The sequence below is a fragment of the Roseobacter sp. S87 genome (assembly GCF_055693285.1).
The window spans coordinates 520,624-545,241 of record NZ_JBVFTR010000004.1; the positions used below are offsets into that span (position 1 = coordinate 520,624).

General features: G+C 58.3%; 26 protein-coding genes. 7 read left to right on the plus strand and 19 right to left on the minus strand.

Annotated elements, in window-relative coordinates:
- Positions 1-18: 18 nt before the first annotated feature.
- From ACZ1HA_RS03395 to ACZ1HA_RS03450, 12 genes are all read right to left on the minus strand, one after another.
- Positions 19-516 carry a prepilin peptidase gene (locus tag ACZ1HA_RS03395; protein WP_375228365.1) on the minus strand — a complete coding sequence of 166 codons (498 nt, stop codon included), beginning with the start codon at positions 514-516 and terminating at the stop codon, positions 19-21.
- A gap of 4 nt (positions 517-520) precedes the next feature.
- Entirely contained in the window at positions 521-1,381 is an 861-nt protein-coding gene (locus ACZ1HA_RS03400; protein WP_375228364.1) for a tetratricopeptide repeat protein, read from the minus strand.
- 31 nt (positions 1,382-1,412) lie between these two features.
- A complete protein-coding gene (locus ACZ1HA_RS03405) occupies positions 1,413-2,000 on the minus strand; it encodes a tetratricopeptide repeat protein (RefSeq protein ID WP_472712877.1) in 588 nt (195 codons plus the stop codon).
- Positions 2,000-2,983, minus strand: a complete 984-nt coding sequence (locus tag ACZ1HA_RS03410) for a type II secretion system F family protein (RefSeq protein ID WP_375228362.1) — start codon at positions 2,981-2,983, stop codon at positions 2,000-2,002. The genes ACZ1HA_RS03405 and ACZ1HA_RS03410 overlap by 1 nt, the downstream gene beginning before the upstream one ends.
- A gap of 12 nt (positions 2,984-2,995) precedes the next feature.
- Complete coding sequence (locus ACZ1HA_RS03415) at positions 2,996-3,958, minus strand: type II secretion system F family protein (protein ID WP_375228361.1); 963 nt, start codon at positions 3,956-3,958, stop codon at positions 2,996-2,998.
- 12 nt (positions 3,959-3,970) lie between these two features.
- Positions 3,971-5,422 (minus strand): CpaF family protein, encoded by a 1,452-nt coding sequence (locus ACZ1HA_RS03420; protein ID WP_472712878.1) that lies wholly within the window; start codon positions 5,420-5,422, stop codon positions 3,971-3,973.
- Between the two features lie 20 nt (positions 5,423-5,442).
- Positions 5,443-6,675, minus strand: a complete 1,233-nt coding sequence (locus ACZ1HA_RS03425) for a CpaE/TadZ family protein (RefSeq protein ID WP_375228359.1) — start codon at positions 6,673-6,675, stop codon at positions 5,443-5,445.
- A gap of 305 nt (positions 6,676-6,980) precedes the next feature.
- Entirely contained in the window at positions 6,981-7,334 is a 354-nt protein-coding gene (locus ACZ1HA_RS03430) for a hypothetical protein (RefSeq protein ID WP_375228358.1), read from the minus strand.
- Between the two features lie 4 nt (positions 7,335-7,338).
- Positions 7,339-8,772 carry a type II and III secretion system protein family protein gene (locus ACZ1HA_RS03435; RefSeq protein ID WP_472712879.1) on the minus strand — a complete coding sequence of 478 codons (1,434 nt, stop codon included), beginning with the start codon at positions 8,770-8,772 and terminating at the stop codon, positions 7,339-7,341.
- A gap of 196 nt (positions 8,773-8,968) precedes the next feature.
- Positions 8,969-9,820: a Flp pilus assembly protein CpaB gene (cpaB, locus tag ACZ1HA_RS03440; protein ID WP_375228356.1), complete on the minus strand. Its 852-nt coding sequence runs from the start codon at positions 9,818-9,820 to the stop codon at positions 8,969-8,971.
- A 242-nt stretch (positions 9,821-10,062) separates the two neighbouring features.
- Positions 10,063-10,254: a hypothetical protein gene (locus tag ACZ1HA_RS03445; protein WP_375228355.1), complete on the minus strand. Its 192-nt coding sequence runs from the start codon at positions 10,252-10,254 to the stop codon at positions 10,063-10,065.
- A 129-nt stretch (positions 10,255-10,383) separates the two neighbouring features.
- A complete protein-coding gene (locus ACZ1HA_RS03450) occupies positions 10,384-10,626 on the minus strand; it encodes a Flp family type IVb pilin (RefSeq protein WP_375228354.1) in 243 nt (80 codons plus the stop codon).
- Between the two features lie 354 nt (positions 10,627-10,980).
- Between ACZ1HA_RS03450 and ACZ1HA_RS03455 the strand changes: the two genes are divergently transcribed.
- Positions 10,981-11,790: a lytic transglycosylase domain-containing protein gene (locus ACZ1HA_RS03455; RefSeq protein WP_472712880.1), complete on the plus strand. Its 810-nt coding sequence runs from the start codon at positions 10,981-10,983 to the stop codon at positions 11,788-11,790.
- A 2-nt stretch (positions 11,791-11,792) separates the two neighbouring features.
- On the opposite strand, the gene ACZ1HA_RS03460 is transcribed toward ACZ1HA_RS03455, so the two are convergent.
- The 7 genes from ACZ1HA_RS03460 to tldD form a co-directional block, all read right to left on the minus strand.
- The gene (locus tag ACZ1HA_RS03460) at positions 11,793-12,083 is read right to left on the minus strand and encodes a GNAT family N-acetyltransferase (RefSeq protein WP_472712881.1); all 291 of its coding nucleotides are present in this window, start codon (positions 12,081-12,083) and stop codon (positions 11,793-11,795) included.
- Complete coding sequence (locus ACZ1HA_RS03465; protein WP_472712882.1) at positions 12,076-12,702, minus strand: 3-oxoacid CoA-transferase subunit B; 627 nt, start codon at positions 12,700-12,702, stop codon at positions 12,076-12,078. The genes ACZ1HA_RS03460 and ACZ1HA_RS03465 overlap by 8 nt, the downstream gene beginning before the upstream one ends.
- An 8-nt stretch (positions 12,703-12,710) precedes the next feature.
- Positions 12,711-13,757, minus strand: coding sequence for a PAS domain-containing protein (locus ACZ1HA_RS03470; protein ID WP_375228351.1), 1,047 nt, complete (start codon positions 13,755-13,757; stop codon positions 12,711-12,713).
- Positions 13,758-13,771: 14 nt separating this feature from the next.
- Positions 13,772-14,467 (minus strand): CoA transferase subunit A, encoded by a 696-nt coding sequence (locus tag ACZ1HA_RS03475; protein ID WP_375228350.1) that lies wholly within the window; start codon positions 14,465-14,467, stop codon positions 13,772-13,774.
- A gap of 157 nt (positions 14,468-14,624) precedes the next feature.
- On the minus strand, positions 14,625-17,207 hold the full coding sequence (gene topA, locus ACZ1HA_RS03480; RefSeq protein ID WP_472712883.1) for a type I DNA topoisomerase: 2,583 nt from the start codon (positions 17,205-17,207) through the stop codon (positions 14,625-14,627).
- A 276-nt stretch (positions 17,208-17,483) separates the two neighbouring features.
- Positions 17,484-18,650 (minus strand): DNA-processing protein DprA, encoded by a 1,167-nt coding sequence (gene dprA, locus ACZ1HA_RS03485; protein ID WP_472712884.1) that lies wholly within the window; start codon positions 18,648-18,650, stop codon positions 17,484-17,486.
- Positions 18,651-18,784: 134 nt separating this feature from the next.
- Positions 18,785-20,206 carry a metalloprotease TldD gene (gene tldD, locus ACZ1HA_RS03490; protein WP_436397527.1) on the minus strand — a complete coding sequence of 474 codons (1,422 nt, stop codon included), beginning with the start codon at positions 20,204-20,206 and terminating at the stop codon, positions 18,785-18,787.
- A gap of 190 nt (positions 20,207-20,396) precedes the next feature.
- Between tldD and coxB the strand changes: the two genes are divergently transcribed.
- The 6 genes from coxB (at position 20,397) to ACZ1HA_RS03520 (ending at position 24,615) form a co-directional block, all read left to right on the plus strand.
- Entirely contained in the window at positions 20,397-21,278 is an 882-nt protein-coding gene (gene coxB / locus ACZ1HA_RS03495) for a cytochrome c oxidase subunit II (RefSeq protein WP_472712885.1), read from the plus strand.
- 54 nt (positions 21,279-21,332) lie between these two features.
- Positions 21,333-22,271, plus strand: a complete 939-nt coding sequence (gene cyoE, locus ACZ1HA_RS03500; RefSeq protein ID WP_472712886.1) for a heme o synthase — start codon at positions 21,333-21,335, stop codon at positions 22,269-22,271.
- A 3-nt stretch (positions 22,272-22,274) separates the two neighbouring features.
- Positions 22,275-22,436, plus strand: a complete 162-nt coding sequence (locus tag ACZ1HA_RS03505) for a cytochrome C oxidase assembly protein (RefSeq protein WP_375228345.1) — start codon at positions 22,275-22,277, stop codon at positions 22,434-22,436.
- Positions 22,436-23,020 (plus strand): cytochrome c oxidase assembly protein, encoded by a 585-nt coding sequence (locus ACZ1HA_RS03510; protein ID WP_375228344.1) that lies wholly within the window; start codon positions 22,436-22,438, stop codon positions 23,018-23,020. Before ACZ1HA_RS03505 ends, ACZ1HA_RS03510 begins: the two co-directional genes overlap by 1 nt.
- Before the next feature lie 25 nt (positions 23,021-23,045).
- Positions 23,046-23,867, plus strand: coding sequence for a cytochrome c oxidase subunit 3 (locus ACZ1HA_RS03515; protein WP_472712887.1), 822 nt, complete (start codon positions 23,046-23,048; stop codon positions 23,865-23,867).
- A gap of 67 nt (positions 23,868-23,934) precedes the next feature.
- Positions 23,935-24,615 carry an SURF1 family protein gene (locus ACZ1HA_RS03520; RefSeq protein ID WP_472712888.1) on the plus strand — a complete coding sequence of 227 codons (681 nt, stop codon included), beginning with the start codon at positions 23,935-23,937 and terminating at the stop codon, positions 24,613-24,615.
- Positions 24,616-24,618: the final 3 nt, after the last annotated feature.

Here is a 24,618-nt window from a genome sequence, read left to right on the forward strand (position 1 = left end):
GGGAAAAAATGGCTTAATTCAGGCACCATTGAGTGCAGCTAGGCACAGATAAAGGGCAAGCGTTGGACCAAGAGCGAGGCCCATCGGGAACCGCTTTCCGGTCTCCCAGCTTTCCCACTCAGGGGCCAGACGCCGCAGCGGGGAGGCTCTGACCAGACGGTGCGTACACCAGGCGGCCAGCAGCATCGCGGCAAAAAGAGCCAGGACAATCCGCAGATCCCCCAGCGCCACGTAAGGGGCAGATGCCGCGATGAATTTCGCGTCGCCTGCACCCATCGCACCTGCGGCATTCAGAACGATACCCAGGACCAGCATGATCACCAGTTGGGCAAGCTGCCAGCCATAGAGTGGCAGATCCGCGAGCACAAAGGGGCCGACAACAACGAATATCGCCGTCAGCACCATCACCGCTTTGTTCGTGATTTTCATGCGCGCAAGGTCTGTCCACGCAACATAAAAGCACACGGGCAGAACGAATGGCAGGAACCACCACGCAGCAAAAGACGACAGCGCCATGGTATCAGCCTGAAGCGGTCTTGTTGTCCAGCGCTTCGAGCGCGCGTACTGCCGGTTCAAAGTACTGAGGATGCGTTTCTATTGCGTCGCGCAGCAGGCTTTTGCCGGAAGTGACATCACCCCGTTTGATGGCGGTCAGGCCCATGGTGTGCAGTAGTTGCGCGCGTTCAATCTGGGTCATCGGGATGACCGGCAGGCTGTAATCGCCGCGTGCGCCGCGCGCCAGCACGAGGTTGTTTTTGGCCGTGAACAGGGTGTTGTCCTGACGGATCGCTTCCCCAAAGAGACGCTCTGCATCGCGCAGGTCACCGCGCGTCAGTTTCGAATAACCCCAGTTGTTCAGAACGTTGGCCGGTGTAGTCGTCAGCCCCGTAGCAATTTCGTAGAAACTGTCCGCACGTTCCCATTCCTGATTGCTGTCGGCCACCATCGCTTCGAGCCGGTAGCGGCCAAAGGTTTCGTGCGTCGGGGGGATCGTGTCCAGCACCGTTTCCGCAGTCGCCCAGTCGCCTGAACGGATCAGACTGTCGGCGCGGTTGACGCTGTCCTCGGGCACCGTTTCCGGGTGATCTGTCACGAATTTCCATGCTGCGGCCGCTTCGGTGTACCGTTTGGCGCGGACATAGGACACTGCGAGCCCGCGCCGGATGTCGATCCGGTCAGGGCTTTCCTTGATTGTGCGGCTGAAAAAGGCGACGGCCTCGTTCGGGTCCGCAACAGTCAGCATCACATCGGAAAGATCGGATTCATCGATGACGTTGACGTCCTGAAAGGCCCGTTCAACAGTTTCGTCACCGCTGGGAGTACATGCCGCTACGGCTATAGCGCCCGCCAGGGTGGCGGACAGATAAACTGGTCGGCGCATTTTTGCGTCCTTTTTTCTGCTCTTGCCTCGGTCATGGTGACGACTGGATAGTGAATTCGCTTCTGCTCCGCCGCACCAATGCGTAGTCATTATTGTTTGCCTGTGGATTATTTGTAGCAGAAATTTCTGAATTTGCGAGCGCTAAGCGCAGATTGTCCCGGATTGCGGCACTTTCGCCATTGTCGAGTGCGAAGGCGCGGCGGAAATACTGCTCTGCTTCGGCCGCTTTTCCGGCCTCCATCAGGACAACACCAAGGTTGTTCAGATCAGACGGTTGCGCGTCATCGTTCTCGACCGCGCGGCGCAGAAGGCTTTCCGCCTGAGCCAGACGCCCCAGTCCGAGATGTGCCGTGCCCAGACCGGCGAGGATTTCTGTATCAATCCCGCCACGGTCCAGTGCTGCCCGGTTGAATGATTTGATGGCCAGTTCGAACTGACCTGCAGCCAGCAGCCGGTTGCCGACCTCGACACCGTCCACTGCATCTTCGGAATAGTCCACGCCCGGCGCGAAAACCGTATCCTCAGGTGCGGAAATGCCGCCCGTTGTACAGGCGGCAAGTCCCAGGCTTGCGATAAGGATGGCGGCGGGAGAAGTGACCCGCCCGAGCCGTCGGTTCATCAGTTGACGCCCATGTTCCCCAGTTGCGTGATACCGTGTACCGACGGGCCGACCAGGATGATCAGCAGTGGCGGCACGGTCAGTATCATAGTGGCAAGGGTCATCTTTGTTGGCAACTTGTTTGCGGCTTCTTCGGCGCGCATCACGCGCTTGTCGCGCATCTCGCTGGCGTAGACACGCAGCGCTTCCGCGATGGAGGTACCGAAGGTTGCCGACTGGATCAGCACGGTCACGAAAGAGGACACGTCCTGCACACCGCAGCGTTCGCCCATGTCGTTCAGGACAGTGGTTTTATCCTTGCCCGCTTTCATCTCGTAGGCGACGACGTCAAATTCCTGTGCGAGCGCCGGGTAGGAGGCCTGCAGTTCGCGCGCAACACGGACGATACACTGGTCAAGTGACTGGCCGGCTTCGACACAGACCAGCATCAGGTCGAGACTATCGGGGAAACCACGAGTGATCTCTTCTTTGCGCGTCTCAACACGGCGGGTGACCCAGTAGGTTGGAAGGTAATACCCGATCGCACCTGGTACGAGCGTGTAGATCATCATCTTCTGCGTGCTGAAGCCTTCACCGCCGCCCAGCAGGTTCAGATACACAAAGGCAAGGATCAGACCCAGAATACCAAGGGCAAACTGTGCAAAATGGAAGAACCGGACGGCGTCCTTGCTCTGATACCCGGCCTGACGGAGCTGGAGCTGTTTCTTGCTGAGCTCGGCCACGTCCTTGGGTTCAAGGAAGGATGCAAACTTCTGTAGCTGCTCGTTGCGCTCACCCTGACGCAGGCGTTTTTCCGGGGTTTTGGCCGCATTCGGATTCTGAACTGAACGCTTCAGTTTTTCCATGGGGTCTTCGGGCTGCGACAGCATCATCGCAACCGTAATAACCACCATGACCAGACCGACAGTCCCCAGCAGGATCATCGGGCCAAGCGGACCCAGGATGTCGATGATCTTTTCGTTTAAGTTGGCAAAGATTTCCATGAGTCCGGTTCCTTACACTTTGATATCGGTCAGGATACGCATGACCAGCAGGTTGAGTGCGAGCAGAATCCCCACAACAAAACACGCCGGAATGAACAACGCGTGGTCGCGCACTTCGTCGTAGTAGTTCGGGTCGCTCACGTTGATGACGATCAAAGCGACGACCGGGAAGGCTGACAGGAACTTGCCGGACCACTTTGCCTCAGCCGTGATCGCCTTGACGCGGCGGAACAGACGGAAACGGGCCCGGATCACCTTGGCGAGACCGGCGAGGATCTCGGCGAGGTTACCGCCGGATGTCTGCTGGATGGTCACGGCAACCGCAAGAAAGCGAAGATCCTGCATGTCGAGACGCTCCGCCATCTCTTTGAGGGCATCGCCCACGTCACGGCCGTAGGCGGCTTCATCGGCAATCATGCCGAATTCTGATGCCAGTGGGTCCTGAATTTCCTTGGACACAATCTGAATGGCCGAGGAGAAAGGATGACCCACCCGCAGCGACCGAACCATCAGTTCAACGGCATCCGGCAGCTGTTCTTCAATCATGCCAAGACGTTTGTTCGCCTTGCTGGAGACCCAGAAGAAAACCGCGCCAACGCCGATACCTACAGCCATAACGATACGGACCGGCAGCGACGTCGCGGTGCCCACAGTCAGGCCAAGAAAGGCCACCACAGCCAGTCCGGCCATGATCAGGATCAGCTGCTGCGGCGTAAAGGCGATCGCGGCCTTCTGAGCTTTTTCGCCGAGCATGGAGTAGAGCGGGATCGTGCGGCTCTTCATGTGCTGCTGCATTTCCTTGCGCAGCTTTTCAAAAACTTCTTCGCGGCCAGCGCCCTTGTCGAGCATTTCAAGCCGGCGGTTCACTCGGCTGTTCAGAGAAATGGATTTCCCGAAGGTGACAAGATACAGACCTTCGACGAGCACCAGTACGCCGACAAAGATCAAGCCATAAATAATTGGTTCTGCAGACATTTTTCCTGATCCTTATTCGGCAGCAACAGGTTCATAGATCGTCGGCGGCAGATCATAGCCCCACATCCGGAAGCGTTCGGCATAAGCAGAGCGCACGCCTGTGGCAGTGAAATGGCCAATGATTTTGTTCTCAGGTGTGAGACCCACACGCTGATACCGGAAAATCTCCTGCATGGAGATCACCTCGCCTTCCATGCCCGTCACTTCTGTGATCGAGGTCATGCGTCGTGATCCGTCCTGCAGACGCGAGGCCTGCACGATCAGGTTCACAGCAGATGAAATCTGCGAACGTACCGCTTTCAGCGGCATCTCAATCCCGGCCATCGCGATCATGTTTTCCAGACGGGAAACACCATCGCGGGCGGAGTTGGCGTGAATTGTTGTCATGGATCCGTCGTGGCCGGTGTTCATGGCCTGGAGCATGTCGATGACTTCCTCGCCACGCGTCTCACCAACGATGATCCGGTCAGGGCGCATCCGAAGCGCGTTTTTCAGACAGTCGCGCGGGGAAACCTCGCCTTTGCCCTCAACGTTGGGCGGGCGGCTTTCCATGCGGCCGACGTGCGTCTGTTGCAGCTGGAGTTCCGCGGTATCCTCAATCGTCAGGATCCGTTCAGCGTTATCAATAAATGAAGACAGGGCGTTCAGAGTGGTCGTTTTACCCGAACCTGTACCGCCGGACACGATTATATTCAGGCGCGTTGCCACAGCGGCTTGCAGATATGCAGCCATCTCTTCAGTGAAAGCGCCGAAATTTACAAGATCATCAATTCCAAGCTTGTCTTTTTTGAACTTCCGGATAGAGACCAGCGACCCATCCACCGCAACCGGCGGCACCATGGCGTTAAAACGCGAGCCATCCTTGAGACGGGCGTCCACGTAGGGGTTGGATTCATCAACACGACGCCCCACGGCAGAGACGATTTTGTCGATGATCCGGAGCAGGTGACGTTCATCCTTGAACGTAATGTCAGTGAGTTCCAGCTTGCCTGAGCGTTCCACAAAGATCTGTTGCGGGCCATTGACCAGAATATCGTTGACCGTCTCATCCTGCAGCAGCGTTTCAAGCGGGCCCAGACCCGTGACTTCGTCATAGAGTTCTGACGTAAGGGTCTGTCGGTCTTCACGGTTGAGAACGATGCTGCGCTCTTCGAGGAATTCGCTCGCAATGGCGCTGATTTCCTGACGCAGATCCTGTTCTGTCGCATGCTCCAGAGCGGACAGGTTCAGGTTTTCCAGAAGAACCCGGTGCAGGTCGAGTTTGATCTCGCCCATCCGTTCCTTTCGTTTGCGTTCTTTGTCCGCCGGGGCGACCTGGGCCGGAACGGCCTGCGGCGCCTTGCGTGTGACCGCGGGCGCCGTGGCAGGGGCCTGACCGGCAGGCGCGATATTCGTTACCTTGTCGTCCGGCTTAACTTCGCTGGCCGGCGCTGCCGCAGAGGGCTTTTTGTACTTAGAAAACATACGCGTATTCCTTTAATGCATCAGGCAGCCTGGACATCGGTCGACTGAAGTTCGAGGATCGATATGGCCAGTTTGGAAATTTCTTTGCGCAGCGGGTTTTTGGGCGCTGAGCTTGCAAGCGGCATGCCATGGTCGGCTGCCTGAACAATCGGGGTGCCGCCGTCGGGCATCAGGAGGTCAATGGAAATGCCCAGCGATTCAGCCATACGTTTCACGCGGCTCTTACCGGACAGATCGGTGAACTTCGGTCCGCGGTTCATCACGTAGCGCAACTTTTCGATGGGCAGGTCTTCGGACTGCAGGGCACGTTTGAACCGCAGTGTGTTCTGGGCGGACCGCATGTCCATCTCGATGGATGCAAAATAAACGTGCGCTGCGTGCAGAACGGCTTCTGTCCACTGCACCAGCGTCGACGGCATGTCGATCACCACATAGTCAAAGTGGCGGCGGGCCATGGTCAGAATGCGGTTGATGTCGTCTGAAGACATCAGGTCCAGCGGCAGCATATCGGTCGGCGCGGTCAGAACCTGCAGTTTGTCCTGGAACGTCAGCAGGGACTGGCCAAAGATTTCGTCGTCCATGCCTTCGGTGTCTGACAGCATGTCGTACACCACCTCGCGGCGGGGCAGGTCGAGGTATGTCGCAACTGCGCCATACTGGAGGTCAAGATCCAGCAAACAGACACTGGGTCCGTCTTCTTTCTGTGCCGTGGCCAGTTCCCAGGCCAGATTGACGCCCAGAGTTGTCGCCCCGGTGCCGCCGGCAAGGCCGTGCACAACGATGACAGCACCTTCTTTGTGATTGTCGGACTTGAGTGCGTGGGTCTGGCTGGCTGCCGCGATTTCATCAGCAGCGCGAACACGCTCGATCGCTTCGGCCAGTTCATTTTCAGGCAGCGGATAGGGGACAAACTCATCCGCTCCCTGGCGCAGAAGCGAGTGCAGCGACGCAGGCGTCACATCCTCCGCGATAAGAATGACTTTGATTTTCCGGGCTTTGGCCTGGGTGATGATTTCACCCATGAGGGGCAGGTTGTCCTCGTCCGTCTCGTCCATCGCCAGTGCAATAAATTCAAGCGCCTGCGCCTCGGGTTGCCCGAAAAACGCCAGTGCTTCGGCAAAACCCAGATCACCCCAGTTCTCACCCAGCGCCAGTTCCATATCCTCGATCAGCAGATCAAAGTTCTGTACATCGCGGCTGACCGTGCAGGCCACGATAAGCGATGTATCGGGTTGTGGCATTGTGCTGCTCATTGCCTCGTCGTCCTCTTCCTTCAACAGGCCGGCAGAGCAACGGAGAGGGGGCGATAATCAGCCCACCCACTGGTCTCTGCGACAGCCTGGCCCGACGATCCCGCCGGGCATACGTGTCCCATTGCAGGTAAAGTCGCAGGCAATCTGGGCGAGATTAGGGCTTAAACCGCCCAATTGTTGGGTATCAGGAGACAATGATGCTTCAGAAATGAGTTTGGCCACGGCTTCCCGTCAGGCGCGAAGTCTGAAAATGAAAAGGGCGGAACCAGGAGGTCCCGCCCTTTTCAGGTGTATTGAGGTAAGTGTTACTCTGCCGCCTGGGCCTGAGATACTTCGGGCGTCTGCGTCGCGCTGCGAATGTACTCACCGTAGGTGATACGTGCGTATTTACCGTCAAGTTCGCCGCTGCAGTGTACGCGGTAGACCGGGCTGGATGCAGTGCTTGCCGGGTCCAGTACAACAAGCGGATCCGCTGCCACGCGGCCGAACTTGCCCGCGCCGGAACCTTTGCAGGTCTGAGCCAGCTGATTGTGCAGGGTCGCATTTCCGAAGTTACCATCATTCAGCTCGCTGCCAACCGGCGCGTCTGAACAGGCTGCCAGTGCGACAAGGCCAAACCCGAGGGCGACAATGCGTGTTTTTGAAAAGTTCAGTTCCATCTGATCACTCCATCACATAGCCGTATGAGCCGCTGAAGTCCTGCTTGGCGACTTCTCCGGCGGCACCCCGGGTGGGCACGCTGGCGTTCTGAACCACTTTGCCATTCAGGAAGAGGTCCTTTTCGCTCGGCGGACGGATGCGGTCAGTCGGAAGCGCCAGAGCTTCGCCCCGGGTTGGCGTCACCAGATGTGCGGTCACAATGATGACCAGTTCAGTCTGGCTGCGCTGATACTCGGAGGACCGGAAGAGGGCGCCAAGAACAGGAACATCTCCGAGCCACGGCACCTGGCTGTTGGCATCAGTAAAGTCATCCTGCAACAGGCCCGCAATGGCAAAGCTTTCGCCGTCGCGCAGCTCGACCGTTGTGGACGTTTCGCGGCGGGTGAACGCATCAATCTGAATGCCGCCACCCAGCGAAACGCCGTTAGCTGTGTCCAGCGACGATACGGCCGCTGAGAGCTGCAGATTGATCAGATCGCGGTCGATCACCCGTGGCACAAAGTTCAGTTCAATACCGAAAGGCTTGAAGTCAACGCTGATTGTATCGTTGTCCTGTGCCACAGGTACCGGGTACTCACCGCCGGCAAGGAAGTTGGCTTCCTGTCCGGACAGAGCCACAAGGTTCGGCTCTGCAAGGAACCGGACGGCGCCTTTGCGCTCAAGTGCTTCGAGCAGAAGGCCGACCTGAGTGGAGCCGATGTTGAAGCCAAAAGTCACCGCGCCCTGGCTCTCGCCTCCTGTAGGAACGGTGCCACCAATGATTCCCGCAACACCTCCAGCCTGCAGACCGGCGCCGGTCGCCGCCTGGTTCGGGTTGCTGCCACCATCATTGACCGCAAGCGAGGCGCTCAGTGATTTCGAGACCGACCTGTTCATCTCGGCGAAGCGGACTTTCAGCATGACCTGTTGAACACCGCCCACGGTCATCAGGTTGGAAACACGGTCCGGAGCGTACCGTGCGGCCAGTTCCATGGCACGCGACAGTCTCTGAGCGCTCGAAACAGTCCCGGAAAGCACGATACCATCGTTTGCGGTCCGGACTTCGATGCGTTCGCCCGGCAGAATCTGCTGGAGTCGCTCTTTGAACTCTGTGACGTCCGGGGCGACCCGGACTTCAACGTTTGTAATCAGCTGACCGGTTGCATCGAGCAATGTCAGTGTAGTGAGACCGGGCGATTTGCCCAGAACATAGATGCTGCGATCCGACAGAGACGAGATATCTGCGATGCCGGGATTGGCAATGCTGAGCTCGGCAAAGGGGATTTCGCTTTCGACGACAACCGCGCGGTTCATTGACACATTAAGAGTTGAGTTGGTCTCTTTTGCCACCACACGGAGCGTTTCGGCGCTAGCGGTCGCTGGCACACCTAAGGCCAGCGGGCTAACACTGATGGTCAGCCCCAGAAGGGCCGCTTTCAATATTCCATAAATTTTCATGTGACCTGCCCTTTATGATCACGCCTCGTTTTCGGGTCTTAGTCGCCCGCGTGGGCAGGATAGTGCGCGCGTTTTGATTTTTTTTCAATAATCAACGGGTTCTGTCTGTCTCTTTATGTGGGTAATTTACAACAGACACAAAAAGAAACGGGCGCTGCACCGAAGTGCCGCGCCCGTTTAAGCCTTTGGATTTGCTTTAGTTTGTGCAGGGGATCTGGATCGATACCACCTCTGCACCCCGACGGGTCCGGATGGAGCATACCTTGGGTGCCGGCGCTGCAACCTTAGGTGCAGCAACTGTCAGACCCAGCAGGGAAACCTGATCAACCTCGATTTCCGCGACTTCCGTATCATCGCCTGCACCAACGAGCGACAGGGACAGGTTGCCTGTCGATTGCGCCTGTGCCAGGGCCGCGACCTGTTCAGGTGTGGCCTGAACGGTGACCGTGCGTGCGATACGCGCGCCACCACGCAGTTCATCGTCAATCTGGTCAACGGCAATCAGCCGGACCTTGGTCTCGATCAGTCGAGTGATCTCTTCACGGCCGCCGCCCTGATCCACGGAACCGGTCCAGTAGACGTCCACCTTGTCACCGGGGCGCAGGAAACCAGACACACCGCTGGCCACGTCAACACGGATCGCAAATGCGCGCGTTCCCTTTTCAAGGCGTGTCGTCAGACCGATGTCCTCACCGGGCTCTGTGATCTTGACCTGCATCAGCGCTTCACCGGGCTCCATCGCACGCACGATAAGCCGCGGTTCTTCCACGTCTTCGGGGAACAGGACGTCCAGATCTGTAAACGTTCCTTCCGGGATCGCGTTCCGGGGCCAGCGAACACTGCGCACGTCAGACTTTTTCAGCACGTCGCCATAACTGAGCCTGTTCTTGGCCACGTAAACTGTGCTTGTCGGCACAATCTGTCGTTGCTTGTCCTTTGCCGCGGCCAGTTCGGCCTGATACTGGCCGATATAGCCCTTGGCCATATATACCGCGCCACCTGCAAGACCTACGCCGGTCGCGAGTACTAAACCGAAAATCAATCGCATTGTGTTACCTCGTACTTCCCATTCGTCCTTACCAGCTGGCAGGTGTGAAACTCTCTGTCCCGGTGTTGACGCCTGATTGTGGCAATTTATGGATCAGCGCATGTCGGCAGAGGGGCGTTTTGCATGATCGGGCAACAATCGGAGCCCCTGGTTAATCAAATCCTGCTGGCGTGGCGGTTTGCGATGAGGCCACAAAAAAAGCGGCACAAACCCTGTGCCGCTTCTGAAAAGGTTCTGTTCGCTTACTCTGTGGCGGCACCAACTTCGTAGTCAACCAGATAACCTTCAGTTCTTTCGGTGACGCCAGCGGCACCACCCTGCAGTTCGAGCACCAGCGCAATGCATAATCCCACTACGGCGGCAGTCAGAACAACCCAGTCTACAGTGACAGCCCCGGCCTCGTCCTTTTCGAAGTTCTTCAATGCCTTAAACATTGTATGATTCTTTCTGTTATAAGTGGTCGGGCAAAAAAAGGGCCGCCCTCTGCTAGCAGAACGCGGCCCCCGTATGGTCAGGTCAGACCGATAACCTTAGTGTCAGGTCTGAACCCGATAGCTGGGTCCTTATTCGACCACTTCTTCTTCGACGACCTCTTCAGCGTCGCCTTCGCCGCCGCCGCCGCCGAAGTTACCCGGGTCCTGCTCACCGAGGAATGTTTCTGTGTTTGCTGTCAGAGTTGTCGCGCCGTCCTGGATGGACGAGTAAGCGGCAACCGCCAGGCCAACAACCGCAGCTGTCAGAACAACCCAGTCAACTGTCACGGCACCGTCTTCGTCTTTACGGAAGTTTTTGATAAATTTCATCATGTCATGTCCCTCCAAAGGATCACTGAGATTTTACTGTTTAAACCGCGCCGTCCTCGTGACCGTTTCTCTCATGTGGTCTGTCCGACTTGGTATGCAGCTATATAGACGGGGGATTGGGGCATGAATTTGACCGCAAATGTGACTTTTGCGGTTGCCCGCTGAAAAAATCCGAAAAAAATACTAAGTACATGAAAATAAACAGTTTAATCTTTTGTTATTCTCTGTGAGACGTCCCGAAACCCTCTGAATGTGGCAGAATCGCCGTGATACTGGCCCGGATTGTCTGGCTCAGACGGGGTTTCTCTGCGACACTGCAGGCAAAGAACACGGTACAACAACCGCCGGGCAGTAAACATGAAACACCTTATTTCCTGCAGCATCGCTGCATTGCTGTGCGCAGGCGCCGCAGCCTTTGCTGACGGACCAGCGCCTTTTCCCGAATTTGAGGCCAAACGTATTGGCGTGCCCAAAGCGGGGGAGCGGCGGATCAATGTCCAGATTGATCCCGCTGACCAGTTTTTCGCACCAGCACCTCCGCCAGTGCCGGATGGTCAGCCGGTTCCCGAAGCGGAAGCCCCTATTGGCGCGTACACCTGGTTCTGGGACCGTGTATCCCCGGAAATCTTTGCCGCAGGGCCCGGCCGGCTGGAAGCCGCGATGAACGTCATCGAGGGCACGGGTGGCATTCCGCAGCCCCGGCTGCAGCACCTTCAGGCAATCGCCCGGTCAAACGGGGTCGATATTCTGAGGTCCACTGTGGGTACCCAGGTGTCGCCGGCACTGGTGCTGGCGCTGATATCTGTCGAGTCGTCCGGACGGACAGATGCGGTCAGTCATGCAGGGGCTCAGGGTCTGATGCAGCTGATGCCGGCCACAGCTGCGCGTTTTGGCGTCAAAGACAGCCTTGAGCCTTCACAGAACATCGCGGGCGGCGTGAAATACCTGGACTGGCTGATGTCTGAGTTCGGCGGCGACCCCATCTTGGTGCTTGCAGGGTACAACGCGGGCGAGGGGGCTGTGCGGAAACACGCGGGCGTGCCGCCGTATGAAGAAACCCGCAACTATGTCCCGAAGGTGCTTGCTGCGTTTCAGGTGGCGCGTGGTCTGTGCCTCACGCCGCCCGAACTGGTTTCAGACGGCTGTGTGTTTGCAGGCCTGAACTGAGGTCAGACATTAAATGCGTCAGCCCATTCGGGGTGGCGCCGCCGCTGCGCGTTCACAAAAGGGCAGAGCGGGACAATCCGGAAACCTTCGCTCAGTGCATCCTCGACCAGCCGGCTGACCAGCGCAACACCTGCACCTGTTCCGCGAAGAGCGTCCGGCACGCCGGTGTGATCCGCGATGACCGTCTGAGCCGACAGAACAGAATACGTCAGGTCAGCTTCGTGCCCGTCTGAAACAAGCACGTAGCGTCCCTTTGTGCCGTCCTGTTCCTGGCGGATACTGAAATCAGACAATCGTGGCCTGCGTGGCGGCCCGCAACTCTTCTTCGGTTACGCCTTCGGCGGTCTCAACAATCTTCAGCCCGCCCTCAACCACGTCCAGAACGCCGAGATTGGTGATAATGCGATCGACGACGCACTTACCTGTCAGCGGTAGCGTGCATTCCCGCAGAACCTTGCTGTCGCCGTGCTTGTTGGTGTGGTCCATCACGACCACAACCCGCCCGACGCCTGCGACGAGATCCATGGCACCGCCCATGCCTTTAACCAGCTTGCCCGGGATCATCCAGTTGGCGAGATCGCCGTTCTCCGCGACTTCCATCGCCCCAAGGATGGCCATTGCGATTTTGCCACCGCGGATCATGCCAAAGCTCTGAGCGCTGTCAAAATAGGCCGTTTGCGGTAGTTCCGTGATTGTCTGTTTGCCCGCATTGATCAGGTCGGCATCCTCTGTCCCCTCGACGGGGAAGGGACCCATGCCCAGCATCCCGTTCTCGGATTGCAGAGTTACTTCGATCCCGTCCGGGATGTAATTGCTGACGAGAGTCGGGATACCGATCCCGAGATTAACATACCAGCCGTCTTCAAGTTCCTGAGCGGCACGCGCCGCCATCTGATTGCGATCCCAGGGCATTATGGGTCCTATTCTGAGAGTGATGCGCCTGCCGGCACGTCGATTGTGATAAAGCTTCCGGCGGCACCGCGTCCCAGCTGGAGCGTACCTTCCAGGCCTTCGATCAGGCCATTGATGATGCGTCCGCCGACCGTTTTGTCTGCTGGCCACTGCATGTCTTTGGGAATGCCGGTGCCATCATCGGAAACAGTCACCCTCAGGCCCCCGGCACTCAGCTGAGACATCCGGATTTCCACCATCCCCATGTCCAGACGCTCGAACGCGTGCTGGAAAGAGTTGGTCAGCAGTTCGGATACTACAAGCCCAACCCGGGTCGCCACTTCGATCGGTACTTCGGCCTGTTCAATCTGCAGGTTCATGCGCACCCCGGATCGACCCATGGTATGGGCGATGGCGCAGGCAAGTCTGGAGATGAAGCTGCCCATCTGAATAGTGCCGCGGTTGGACTGGGTGTCCGACAGCTTCATCTCTTCATACAGCAGCTGCAGCGTCTCGATCCGTCTGCTCAGCGCGGCAAAGTCGTCTGGCACAGAGGTCGCGCCGGATTGCTGTCGGATCATGCTGATGATCATCGACAGATCGGACTGTACGCGGTTCTGCACTTCCATCAGCTGATCATTGATGGCATCTGCGTCCGGGTTGCGCTCGCCTTTGCGGAGTTCCTTCTGGATCCCGATAAAATACTGCGTCGTGCCTTCAGCGTCGACAATCGGAGACACCAGCAGCCGGTTGATGAACGGTGCCCCATTGGCCCGATAGTTCAGGATATCGACCGATACGGTTTCCTCGGCATCGATTCCGGCGCGCAGCATATCAACCGCCGCCTTGTCAGTTTCTTCGCCCTGCAGAAACCGGCAGTTCCGCCCGATCACAGCACTGCGTGCATAGCCAGACACACGGGTGAAGGCTTCATTGACGTAAACGATCGGGTTATCGTCCAGGTTCGGGTTAGTGATGATCATGGACACCTGCGCCCGGGAAAAGCCCTCAAAGCCGCGGTCATCGAACACGAGGTTCTCGTCGGTATCCTTCGCACTGTGAATTGTATCTGCCATGTCAGCTACCCGTCTCAGGCTGCCCGTGTTGTACGCTGTTCAATTCGCTTTTCGTGCTCGCCCTGGATCAGACGGTGCACATAAATGCCGGGCAGGTGTATCGCGTCTGGGTCCAGCGAACCGGTCGGTACAATCTCTTCAACCTCAGCAACACAGATTTTGCCGCACATCGCGGCTGGCGGATTAAAGTTCCGCGCCGTCTTGCGGAAAACCAGATTGCCCGTCGCATCTGCTTTCCACGCTTTCACGATGCTCAGATCCGCAAAGATCCCGCGTTCGAGAATATAGGTCTCGCCGTCGAATTCCTTGTGCTCTTTGCCCTCAGCAATCACTGTGCCGACACCGGTTTTCGTGTAAAATCCCGGGATGCCACACCCGGCGGCACGCATGCGCTCAGCCAGAGTACCCTGCGGGTTAAATTCCAGCTCCAGCTCTCCGGACAGATACTGACGCATGAATTCAGCGTTTTCGCCCACATAAGAGCTGATCATTTTTTTGACCTGGCGGGTCTGCAGCAGAATGCCGATGCCAAAATCGTCCACACCGGCGTTGTTTGACGCAAAGGTCAGATCCTTTGTGCCTGCATCGCGGATCGCTGCCAGCAACAGTTCCGGGATGCCACACAGCCCGAAACCGCCCGCGGCAATCGTCATACCGTCGTGCAATACTCCATCCAGCGCCTCCGACGCTGACCCAAACACTTTTTTCATCTTGCTTCCTTAAACCCGGGTGGCTGGCCCGATTTGTGCAGTGATGTTGTTCCGCTGTCAATTATAACTGACAGGTTCAGACCCGAGTATAGCTCAGCGCAAGCGGGGCGCAAAGCTCTTTAGGGTTGTGTGCCTGCGTACCCGCTCCCGGTCCGCCTCAGCCGGCTTTTTTGGCAGTCGTTTTTTTCGCGGCGCTTTTCTTTTTGGGGGCTGCTTTGCGGCGACGGGTCCCTTTTTTGGCGGCCTTCTCATCGATCAGCAGAACGGCCTGTTCGATGGTGACAGAATCAGGTTCTGTTTCCTTGGGCAGCGTTGCATTGACCTTTTCCCATTTCACGTAGGGCCCGTATTTGCCTTCCATGATACTTACCTGGCCGCCCTGATCGGGGTGTTCGCCCAGATCGCGCAGAATTTTGGCCGGAGCGCCCCGTCCGCCACGACTGGCCACCTTTTCGGCGAGCAGCTGCACAGCGCGGTTCATGCCAACAGTCCAGACCTCGTCGATGCTTTCCAGGTTGGCATTCGTGCCACCGCGTTCTGATGTTGACGCGGCGTGTTTCAGGTAGGGGCCATAGCGGCCGATATTGGCCCAGACGGTCACGCCGTCTTCTGGGTGGGGTCCGATCTCACGCGGCAGCGACAACAGTTGCAGGGCTTGCGGGAGATCCACTTCTTCCGGCCGCCAGTCTTTAGGGATCGACTGCCGGGGCGGCTTTTTGTTGTCATCTGTGACTTCGCCCCGCTGTACGTAAGGTCCGAAGCGGCCCTTGAACGCATAAATCTTGTCCCCGGCGTCCTCACCCAGCAGTTTGCCCTCAGGCGGAATTCCGCTGTCGTCTTCTTCACCCGGTGGGCCAAAGGCGCGCGTGTAGCGACATTCGGGATAGTTCGAGCAGCCGATGAACGCGCCGCCGGACCGTGCGGTGCGCATGGACAGTCGTCCGGCACCACAGTTGGGGCACAGGCGCGGGTCTGTGCCTTCTTCGTTGGGCGGGAAGAGGTGCGGTTCAAGCACCTCGTTGATCTTTTCCAGCACTTCCGTGATGCGCAGATCGGACGTCTCAGCAATGGCCGCCGAGAAATCATGCCAGAAGCGACCCAGCACTTCTTTGTAGTCCGCGTCACCGGCGCTGACGTTGTCGAGCTGGTCCTCAAGATCAGCCGTAAAGCCGTAGCCGACGTACTTGCGGAAGTAGTTTTCCAGGAATGCCGTAACGAGACGTCCCTTGTCTTCGGGAATGAGCCGGTTTTTGTCTTTGCGGACGTACTCGCGGTCCTGAATCGTGGTGACGATGCTCGCGTATGTGGATGGCCGGCCGATACCCAGCTCTTCCATACGCTTCACCAGAGTCGCTTCGGTGTAGCGGGGCGGGGGCTGCGTAAAGTGCTGTTCCGGTGTCACGGAGAGCTTGTCCATGCTGTCGCCCTGGTCGATCTGGGGCAGACGCTTGTCGTCTTCGTCCACGACGTCATCCCGGCCTTCCTCATAGACCCGGAGAAATCCGTCAAACAGCACAACCTGGCCCGTGGCGCGCAGAACGACCTGGCCGTCTTCGCTGCCCACATCCACCGTCGTGCGTTCCAGTCGGGCACCTTCCATCTGGCACGCGAGGGTTCGTTTCCAGATCAGGTCATAGAGTTTGCGCTGGTCAGCATCTGATGTTTTCAGGTCGGTAGCTTTGACCATCATGTCCGTCGGACGGACGCATTCGTGGGCCTCCTGCGCATTCTTGGCTTTATTCTTGTAGATCCGGGGGGAGGAGGGCACGTATTCGCTGCCATAGAGCGTCTTGATCGCATCGCGCGCCGCGGTCACCGCCTCAGGCGCCATGTCGATGCCATCCGTCCGCATATAAGTAATGTAGCCCGCCTCATAGAGACGCTGGGCGGTCGACATCGTCTGGCGGGCGCCCATGCCGAACTTGCGGCTGGCTTCCTGCTGCAGTGTCGAGGTCATAAAGGGAGCCGCCGGATTGCGGTTCGCAGGTTTGGCTTCGACCGACTGCACCGACAGATCGCGGCTGCTGATCGCCTGAACGGCCATCTCGGCCTGTGTTTCATTCTCGATGTCGAAACGTTCAAGTTTCTTGCCCGCAAGGACAGTCAGCCGTGCCTCAAACTCCTGGCCGCGCGGTGTCGCCAGCAGTGCCTTAACGGACCAGTATTCGCGGTTGCGGAAGGCTTCGATCTCCATCTCGCGTTCCACGATCAGTCGCAGCGTCACAGACTGCACCCGGCCGGCAGAACGTGCGCCGGGGAGTTTGCGCCACAGTACCGGCGACAGGTTGAAGCCCACCAGATAGTCGAGCGCGCGGCGGGCCAGATAGGCTTCCACCAGCGGCATATCGACCTGGCGCGGATTGTCCATCGCCTCGGTCACGGCCTTTTTGGTGATCTGGTTGAACACGACCCGGCTGACCGGTGTGTCCTTTTTGATCGATTTCCGCTTGGTGAGCGCTTCCTGCAGGTGCCAGCTGATGGCCTCACCTTCGCGGTCGGGGTCTGTTGCGAGAATGAGGGCGTTGTCGTCTTTCAGCGCATCTGCGATTGCTTTGACGTGCTTTTTACTGTCGGAGGCCACCTCCCAGAGCATGCCAAACTCGTTTTCCGGATCCACGGATCCATCTTTCGGCGGCAGGTCGCGGACGTGTCCGTAAGAGGCCAGAACGGTGTAATCGTTCCCCAAATATGAGTTGATTGTTTTTGCTTTTGCAGGGGATTCGACGACAACAACCGGCATGTAACGGGATACCTCTGGGCAAAAATTTTCAGGTTCTATGGCCACCTCAGAGGTGGTGTGCAAGAGAATATTGTCAATCGGCCAATTAAAGACGTGGCAGCTAAGGCGGTATTCCGGCGGTTTGTTGCAGGTCTGAGACCGGACCGCAAAAGCGCCAATCGCCATTCGTTTGGCCTGCCGGAAATACTGATCCTCTTTTCAGGAATCCCGGCCTCTTTTGTAAGGCCAGGACGGTGCATCATCGGGCAGTCGCCCGCGGCAGGTAATGAGGTTTCACTATTTCTCCCGCACCAGCAGGCCACCGGACTGACGGCTGATCCGGCCATCCAGTTCCAGTTCCAGCAACACCGGTGCCGCGTCGCTTGTGCCCACGGCCAGATCCCGGATCAGCTGGTCCTCGGCAATGGGAGAGGGGCTCAGACGGTCGAGAATCTGCTGGTGCAGTGCGGCGACCCTGCGCAGGGGCGTATCTCTGGGTTTTGACGTGCTTTCAGGAGCCGGTGCAGGTGAGAATGGGGTGACATCCTCTTCTGACTGCCTGCCGATCGGCGAGAGGGCTTCGGTTACATCCTGCGCGGAGCGGACAAGCGTCGCGCCCTCACGTATCAGTTGATTGCACCCGGCGGCGCGCGCGTCGAAAGGATTGCCGGGGACAGCGAGCACATCCCGGCCCTGATCCAGCGCGTCCCGCGCGGTGATCAGACTGCCGGATTTTGCTGCGGCTTCCACAACGATCGTAGCCCGGCTCAGCCCGGAGATAATGCGGTTCCGTGCGGGAAAGTGGCGCGCCACAGGCTTCATGCCGATGGGCTGCTCGGACAGGCGCAGTCCGGCTGTTGCAATATCGCCCGCCAGTTCTGTGTTTTCCTGCGGATAAATGACGTCAACACCTCCGGCCAGGACGGCTATTGTGCCGCTGCCGAGTGACGCCCGGTGTGCCGCGGTGTCGATACCGCGCGCAAGGCCGGATACGATTGTGTAACCTGCCTGACCAAGGTCGCGCGCCAGTGCCGTCGCCATGCGCAGCCCCAGCGAAGACGCATTGCGCGCGCCAACAAGGGAAATCATAGGGCGCCTGAGCAGCTCAGGATCCCCTACCGCCCACAGAAAGGGCGGCGCATCAGAAATTTCATCGAGTGCATCAGGATAGGCGGCCGTGCCCTGCATGATCAGCCGGGCGCCTGCTTTTCGTGCTGCATTGAGTTCCGCCTGAACCACTGCTTCGGGACATATCTCGTACCCTTTTACGCCGGCGGCACGCGCCACCTCAGGCAGCGCGGCCAGCGCGTTCTGCGCAGTGCCGTGTTCAGTCAGCAGTCGTTTATACGTCGTTACGCCAACCCGGCGGGAGCGCAAAAGACGGAGCCGGGAAAACTGTTCGTCTTCCGAGGTGGGTGGGAGTGGGGGGTGAGTGGAAGAAGGAAACAAATCCCTGTCAGTCATCCTCGGCTCCGTCAGTTGCAGAATCAGGATTAAGCCGACTTGGTTAACAACCTGTGAAGATTAACGCGCATCCGCCTCGCTATTTATGGGGATAAAGCGCATTTTTCTGGCCCGCAGGCCACTTTTTCTCCGTTTTAGGATGCGGACCCACCCACGGTCAGTCCGCCGATCATGAGTGTCGGCTGTCCGACCCCCACCGGTACCCATTGCCCTGCCTTGCCGCAGTTGCCCATACCGGGATCGAGCGACATGTCGTTGCCGATGCCTCGGATATGCTTCAGCGCTGTTGCCCCGTCACCGATCAGCGTAGCACCCTTGACCGGCGCGCCAGGTTTTCCGTTTTCAACCCGGTAGGCTTCGGTGCAGGAGAAAACAAATTTTCCGTTCGTGATGTCGACCTGTCCGCCCCCGAAACCAACGGCGTAGATGCCGTCCTTCAGATCGGCAAGAATATCTGCAGGGTCGGTCTCACCGCCCAGCATATAGGTGTTGGTCATGCGCGGCATTGGCGCGTGAGCATAACTTTCACGCCGCCCGTTGCCAGTGGGTTTAACCCCCATCAGACGCGCATTCTGCCGGTCCTGCATGTATCCGACCAGCACGCCGTCCTCGATCAGGGTATTGCGTGCTGATGGGGTGCCTTCGTCGTCCACTGTAATCGAGCCGCGACGGTCCGGGATCGTGCCGTCATCCAGAACGGTGACGCCACGGCTGGCGATTTGCTGACCCATCAGGCCGGCAAAGGCAGAGGAGCCCTTTCGGTTAAAGTCGCCCTCAAGACCATGTCCGATCGCTTCGTGCAGCAGGATGCCCGGCCAGCCCGGTCCCAGCACAACATCCATCACACCGGCCGGGGCCGGGACGGCGTCGAGATTCACAACTGCAATGCGCAAAGCTTCGCGAGCTTTGGCCTGCCAGTCCGCAGGGTCGAGCAACCCATCCAGCCCGATCCGCCCGCCGCCGCCCGCCGAGCCGGATTCGCGACGGCCCTTCTCTTCGACGATGACAGAGACGTTCACGCGGGTCATCGGACGTGCGTCCCGCACAGAACGTCCGTCCGGGCGCAGAATTTCGATTTCCTGAATGCTTGCGGCAATGTTTGCCGAGACCTGAACCACGCGTGGATCCAGTGCGCGGGCGAAGGCGTCAATCTCGCGCAGGGTGTCGACCTTCACGGGAAAGGTCGTGCCGGCAATCGGGTCACTGTCCGTATAAAGCCGCTCGTTGGTGGCCGCAGGAGCGTCCGCCCAGGTCCCGCCCCCTTCGCCAACGGCAAGCCGCGCGGTTTCAGCGGCCCGTTTCAATGCGGATGCAGAGATATCGGTTGAATGCGCATACCCCGCAACCTCTCCGCGTACCGCGCGCAGCCCGAACCCCTGACCGGCATCATAATTCGCATTCCGGAGACGACCGTCATCAAAGACGAGTGATTCTGAACGCCGCCTTTCTAAAAACAGTTCGCCATCATCGGCGCCGGCCGTGGCATCCCGCAGGATATTCAGGGCCTCTTCCCGGTCCAGCAGTTCATCGAAAGGGGAGAAAGGGGCTTCGGTCATCGTTGTATCCTTCGGATCAGGCGCAGAAATCAGCGTTCAGCGTCTGTTTGACGCAAGCATGACACTTTATCTCAGTTACAGAATATGATTGTAAGGAGCACGAAAACAACGGGAGGAACGGTGCGCACTGCTGAACCTCCTGACAATGCGCAACAATGATCCACCGATCACCCAGAGATCAGGACGAAAAATGAAGAAATTCCTCACATTCACCGGCCTTGCGGCAGGGTTTGCGGCCACGGCCGCCCGGGCACAGGACAACCTTGAGGTCATCGGCGCGCCGGTCGATCGCGAAACAGGGTTCCAGCCTGCGGTTACAGAGCTTGCGCGCGACATTCACACGCTCGACTGGATGATTCTGGTCATTATCACCGTGATTACGCTGTTCGTGACAGCGCTCATCGGCTGGGTGGCGATCCGCTACAACGCAAAGCGCAACCCGGAGCCCGCAAAGTTCACGCACAATACACCCATTGAAATCGCATGGACGGTCGTGCCGATTGTGATTCTGGTGTTCATCGGTGCCTTCTCGCTGCCGGTTCTGTTCAAACAGCAGGAAATCCCCGAAGCGGATCTGACGATCAAGGTGACCGGTTACCAGTGGTACTGGGACTATGAATATGTAGACGAAGGGTTCGAATTCTCGTCCTACATGATCGGATCGCCGGCAACGGGCGGTGACAATTCCAAGTCGCCTGAAACCATCGCGATGCTGGAAGAAGCCGGGTATTCCGAAGACGAGTTCCTGCTCGCCACGGACACTTCTGTTGTTGTGCCCGTCAACAAGACAATCGTGATGCAGGTCACTGCCGGTGACGTGATCCACTCGTGGACCATCCCTGCCTTCGGTGTGAAGCAGGACGCAGTACCGGGCCGCCTGGCTGAACTGTGGTTCAAAGCCGAGCAGGAGGGCATCTACTTTGGACAGTGCTCCGAACTCTGCGGTCTGAACCACGCTTACATGCCGATCACGGTCAAGGTCGTCTCCGAAGAGGCCTACGCCGCTTGGCTGGAAGAAGCGCGTGAGGAATATGCAGGCATCCCGCAGACGCGGGTGCTGGCATCCAAATGACTGTAACGGGCGGTTTTTGAGGCCGCCCGCACAGCTGATGCCCGGGGCAAGGTTATGTCTGACGTAAGCTACAACACACCAACAGGCGAATATGACACCCAGCTGGGTGATTATTTCGCGCTGCTGAAGCCGCGCGTCATGTCGCTGGTGGTGTTTACCGCTCTGGTCGGTCTGCTCGCGGCGCCGGTCGGTGTGCATCCTGTCATTGCATTCGCATCCATCCTTTTTGTTGCCATCGGGGCGGGTGCGTCCGGCGCACTTAATATGTGGTGGGATGCAGATATCGACGGTGTAATGCGCCGTACGGCAAAACGCCCGATCCCCTCGGGTCGCGTGCCTGCCGGCGAAGCGCTGTCGCTCGGGCTCGCGTTGTCCGGGCTGTCCGTGATGATGCTGGCATTGTCCGCCAACCTGCTGGCTGCGGGCCTGCTGGCCTTTACAATCTTCTTTTACGCCGTCGTCTATTCCATGTGGCTTAAACGCTCGACGCCACAGAACATCGTGATCGGTGGTGCCGCGGGAGCCTTCCCGCCGGTGATTGGCTGGGTGATCGCCACGGGCAGTTTTTCTGTCGAAGCTTGGCTGATGTTTGCGCTGATCTTCATGTGGACACCACCGCACTTCTGGGCGCTCGCGCTGTTTATGAAGTCGGACTACGACGATGCAAAAGTGCCGATGCTGACGGTCACACATGGTCGCAAGTCGACGCGGTTCCACATTATCGCCTACACGGTACTGCTGGCCGTTCTGGCCGTTGCCACAGGTTTCACCGCGATTGGCGGGCCGCTCTACCTGGCGGTGGCGGTGGTGCTGAACCTCGCCTTTCTGAAGGGTGCCGTGGATATCTGGCGCCGGCCCGAAGAGACTGCCATTGCGGATGACTACCGTGTCGAGAAGAAGTTCTTCCGCCTGTCCCTGTGGTATCTCTTTGCGCATTTCGGTGCGATCCTGGCAGAAGCTGCACTGCGTCCCTTTGGCATGGGAGGCTGGTGAGCGATGTCGCTGAGACAGGAACATGAAATCCACACCCGCCGCAGAGGCAGGAACGTGGGCGTCGGTCTGATGCTGGCCGGTTTTGTCGTGCTGGTGCTGGCCCTGACCTTTACCAAGGTTACAAACGGTGATTTTGAACTTCCGAAAGCAGAGGAGCTGCGCTGATGGCCCTGACCGGTCCTTCAAAAACGGTTGCCCAGACAGTGGGCGTGGTTGTGCTGATGGGCGGTCTCGCCTGGGCATCTGTGCCGTTTTATGACTGGTTCTGCCGTGTCACAGGATTTGGCGGTGTCACCGGTGTGTCCGACGTGGCGCCCGAAGATGTGCTGGACCAGACGATCAAGGTGCGTTTTGACGGGTCGCTCAACAACTACATGGCCTGGGAATTCAAGCCGGTCGTACGCGAGATGGAAGTCCGCATCGGTGAGACCGGACTGGCCTTTTATGAGGCCTACAACCCCACGGACCGTCCGATTGCTGGCTCGGCAAGCTATAATGTCACGCCATACCAGGCAGGTGGCTTCTTCAACAAGATCCAGTGCTTCTGTTTTGAAGAACAGGTGCTGCAGCCCGGTGAACGGGTGCAGATGCCGGTGACCTTCTATGTCGACCCGGAAATCGTGGACGACCGCGACGGAAAGCACATCCACACGATCACACTGTCTTATACTTTCTATGAGATTGACCTTCCCGAAGGCTATGCTTCGGTGGAGGATGCCAATACCAACTCAGACACAAGTCTGAACTGACCAACATAAGGTAAGGGACGCTGACATGGCCCACGAAAAGAACCACGACTATCACATTCTGAACCCCTCGATCTGGCCATTTCTTGGCGCGCTCGCCGGGTTTGCCATGCTCTTCGGCGCCGTGCTGTGGATGCAGGACATCACGCCCTTCCTGTTCTGGGGCGGTTTTGTAGCTGTTCTCTACGTCATGTTCGGCTGGTGGTCCGAGGTCGTATCCGAAAGCAAAATCGGCGATCACACACCGGTGGTGCGTATCGGCCTACGGTACGGTTTCATTCTGTTCATCATGTCCGAAGTGATGTTCTTTGCCGCGTGGTTCTGGGCTTTCTTCAAAGATGGCATCTACCCGATGAGCGAGTACATCGGTACAGAATATGTCCGCCCTGAGATTTACCATGTGGACGCGTTCCACCTGCCGCTGATCAACACACTGGTTCTGCTGTTGTCGGGCTGTGCCGTAACCTGGGCGCACCACGCGCTGGTGCACGGCGGGCCGCGCAAGGACCTGGTCAATGGCCTGGGGATCGCGGTGGTTCTGGGGGTGCTCTTCACCTTCCTGCAGGGGTATGAGTACAGCTATCTGCTTTACAAAGGCTGGGAGTTTGGTGGCGATACCTTCTTCTCTGCATTCTTCATGGCGACCGGTTTCCACGGTGCGCATGTGATCATCGGGACGATCTTCCTTGCGGTCTGCTGGTTCCGTGCGATGAAGGGGCACTTCACAGCCGAGAAACACGTTGGCTTTGAGGCAGCTGCCTGGTACTGGCACTTTGTGGACGTTGTCTGGCTGTTCCTGTTCTTCGCTGTCTACATCTGGGGCGTGGCCCAGATGCCTGGCGCTCACTGATCGCAGGCAACATTCCTGAGAACAAAACGCGCGGTCTCCGCGCGTTTTTCTTTGAAGCGGAGCAGTCATGGGACGACTGGCGTTTTTCCTTATCTTCGGGCTGGGCGGTGCTGCGATCCTGATCAGTCTCGGCGTCTGGCAGGTGCAGCGGCTGACCTGGAAAGAGGGGTTGCTGGCTGACATTGAGCAGCGGATTGCGGCAGACCCTGTTCCTTTGCCCGCCGCACCGGACCGCGACGCTGACGCCTATCTGCCAGTCGAGGTGACCGGCAGTCTCGGTGCAGGCTACCTGCGGGTCCTGGTGTCGCAAAAAGGTGCAGGGGCCGGCTACAGGATCATCCGGCCGATGATGCGTGACGGGGGCGATATCCTGATCGATATGGGTTTTGTCCGGGTTGCGGATGCTGATGCGCTGAAATTCGAAGAAGGGCCGCCGCTCACGATTGTCGGAAACCTGCAGTGGCCACAGGAAACCGACAGTTACACGCCCGAGGCGGACGTGGCAGGCAACATCTGGTTTGCACGGGATGTGGACGCAATGGCCCGCACGCTCGGAACGGAACCGGTGCTGGTCGTGCGTCGCGATCCGCCTTCCGTGCCGGGACCCGTCACACCTTTTCCGGTTGATACTGCCGCGATTCCAAACGACCACTTGCAATATGCGGTCACCTGGTTCTCTCTGGCCGCGATCTGGTCTGTTATGACTTTCTTCTTCCTGCGCCGCGGAACTGCGGCCAACAAAAGCTGAACT

Coding starts and splice junctions, on each gene's coding strand:
- ACZ1HA_RS03395 (WP_375228365.1), bottom strand. CDS start 516: ATGGCGCTGTCGTCTTTTGCTGCGTGGTGGTTCCTGCCATTCGTTCTG.
- ACZ1HA_RS03400 (WP_375228364.1), bottom strand. CDS start 1,381: ATGCGCCGACCAGTTTATCTGTCCGCCACCCTGGCGGGCGCTATAGCC.
- ACZ1HA_RS03405 (WP_472712877.1), bottom strand. CDS start 2,000: ATGAACCGACGGCTCGGGCGGGTCACTTCTCCCGCCGCCATCCTTATC.
- ACZ1HA_RS03410 (WP_375228362.1), bottom strand. CDS start 2,983: ATGGAAATCTTTGCCAACTTAAACGAAAAGATCATCGACATCCTGGGT.
- ACZ1HA_RS03415 (WP_375228361.1), bottom strand. CDS start 3,958: ATGTCTGCAGAACCAATTATTTATGGCTTGATCTTTGTCGGCGTACTG.
- ACZ1HA_RS03420 (WP_472712878.1), bottom strand. CDS start 5,422: ATGTTTTCTAAGTACAAAAAGCCCTCTGCGGCAGCGCCGGCCAGCGAA.
- ACZ1HA_RS03425 (WP_375228359.1), bottom strand. CDS start 6,675: ATGAGCAGCACAATGCCACAACCCGATACATCGCTTATCGTGGCCTGC.
- ACZ1HA_RS03430 (WP_375228358.1), bottom strand. CDS start 7,334: ATGGAACTGAACTTTTCAAAAACACGCATTGTCGCCCTCGGGTTTGGC.
- ACZ1HA_RS03435 (WP_472712879.1), bottom strand. CDS start 8,772: ATGAAAATTTATGGAATATTGAAAGCGGCCCTTCTGGGGCTGACCATC.
- cpaB (WP_375228356.1), bottom strand. CDS start 9,820: ATGCGATTGATTTTCGGTTTAGTACTCGCGACCGGCGTAGGTCTTGCA.
- ACZ1HA_RS03445 (WP_375228355.1), bottom strand. CDS start 10,254: ATGTTTAAGGCATTGAAGAACTTCGAAAAGGACGAGGCCGGGGCTGTC.
- ACZ1HA_RS03450 (WP_375228354.1), bottom strand. CDS start 10,626: ATGATGAAATTTATCAAAAACTTCCGTAAAGACGAAGACGGTGCCGTG.
- ACZ1HA_RS03455 (WP_472712880.1), top strand. CDS start 10,981: ATGAAACACCTTATTTCCTGCAGCATCGCTGCATTGCTGTGCGCAGGC.
- ACZ1HA_RS03465 (WP_472712882.1), bottom strand. CDS start 12,702: ATGCCCTGGGATCGCAATCAGATGGCGGCGCGTGCCGCTCAGGAACTT.
- ACZ1HA_RS03470 (WP_375228351.1), bottom strand. CDS start 13,757: ATGGCAGATACAATTCACAGTGCGAAGGATACCGACGAGAACCTCGTG.
- ACZ1HA_RS03475 (WP_375228350.1), bottom strand. CDS start 14,467: ATGAAAAAAGTGTTTGGGTCAGCGTCGGAGGCGCTGGATGGAGTATTG.
- topA (WP_472712883.1), bottom strand. CDS start 17,207: ATGCCGGTTGTTGTCGTCGAATCCCCTGCAAAAGCAAAAACAATCAAC.
- dprA (WP_472712884.1), bottom strand. CDS start 18,650: ATGACTGACAGGGATTTGTTTCCTTCTTCCACTCACCCCCCACTCCCA.
- tldD (WP_436397527.1), bottom strand. CDS start 20,206: ATGACCGAAGCCCCTTTCTCCCCTTTCGATGAACTGCTGGACCGGGAA.
- coxB (WP_472712885.1), top strand. CDS start 20,397: ATGAAGAAATTCCTCACATTCACCGGCCTTGCGGCAGGGTTTGCGGCC.
- cyoE (WP_472712886.1), top strand. CDS start 21,333: ATGTCTGACGTAAGCTACAACACACCAACAGGCGAATATGACACCCAG.
- ACZ1HA_RS03505 (WP_375228345.1), top strand. CDS start 22,275: ATGTCGCTGAGACAGGAACATGAAATCCACACCCGCCGCAGAGGCAGG.
- ACZ1HA_RS03510 (WP_375228344.1), top strand. CDS start 22,436: ATGGCCCTGACCGGTCCTTCAAAAACGGTTGCCCAGACAGTGGGCGTG.
- ACZ1HA_RS03515 (WP_472712887.1), top strand. CDS start 23,046: ATGGCCCACGAAAAGAACCACGACTATCACATTCTGAACCCCTCGATC.
- ACZ1HA_RS03520 (WP_472712888.1), top strand. CDS start 23,935: ATGGGACGACTGGCGTTTTTCCTTATCTTCGGGCTGGGCGGTGCTGCG.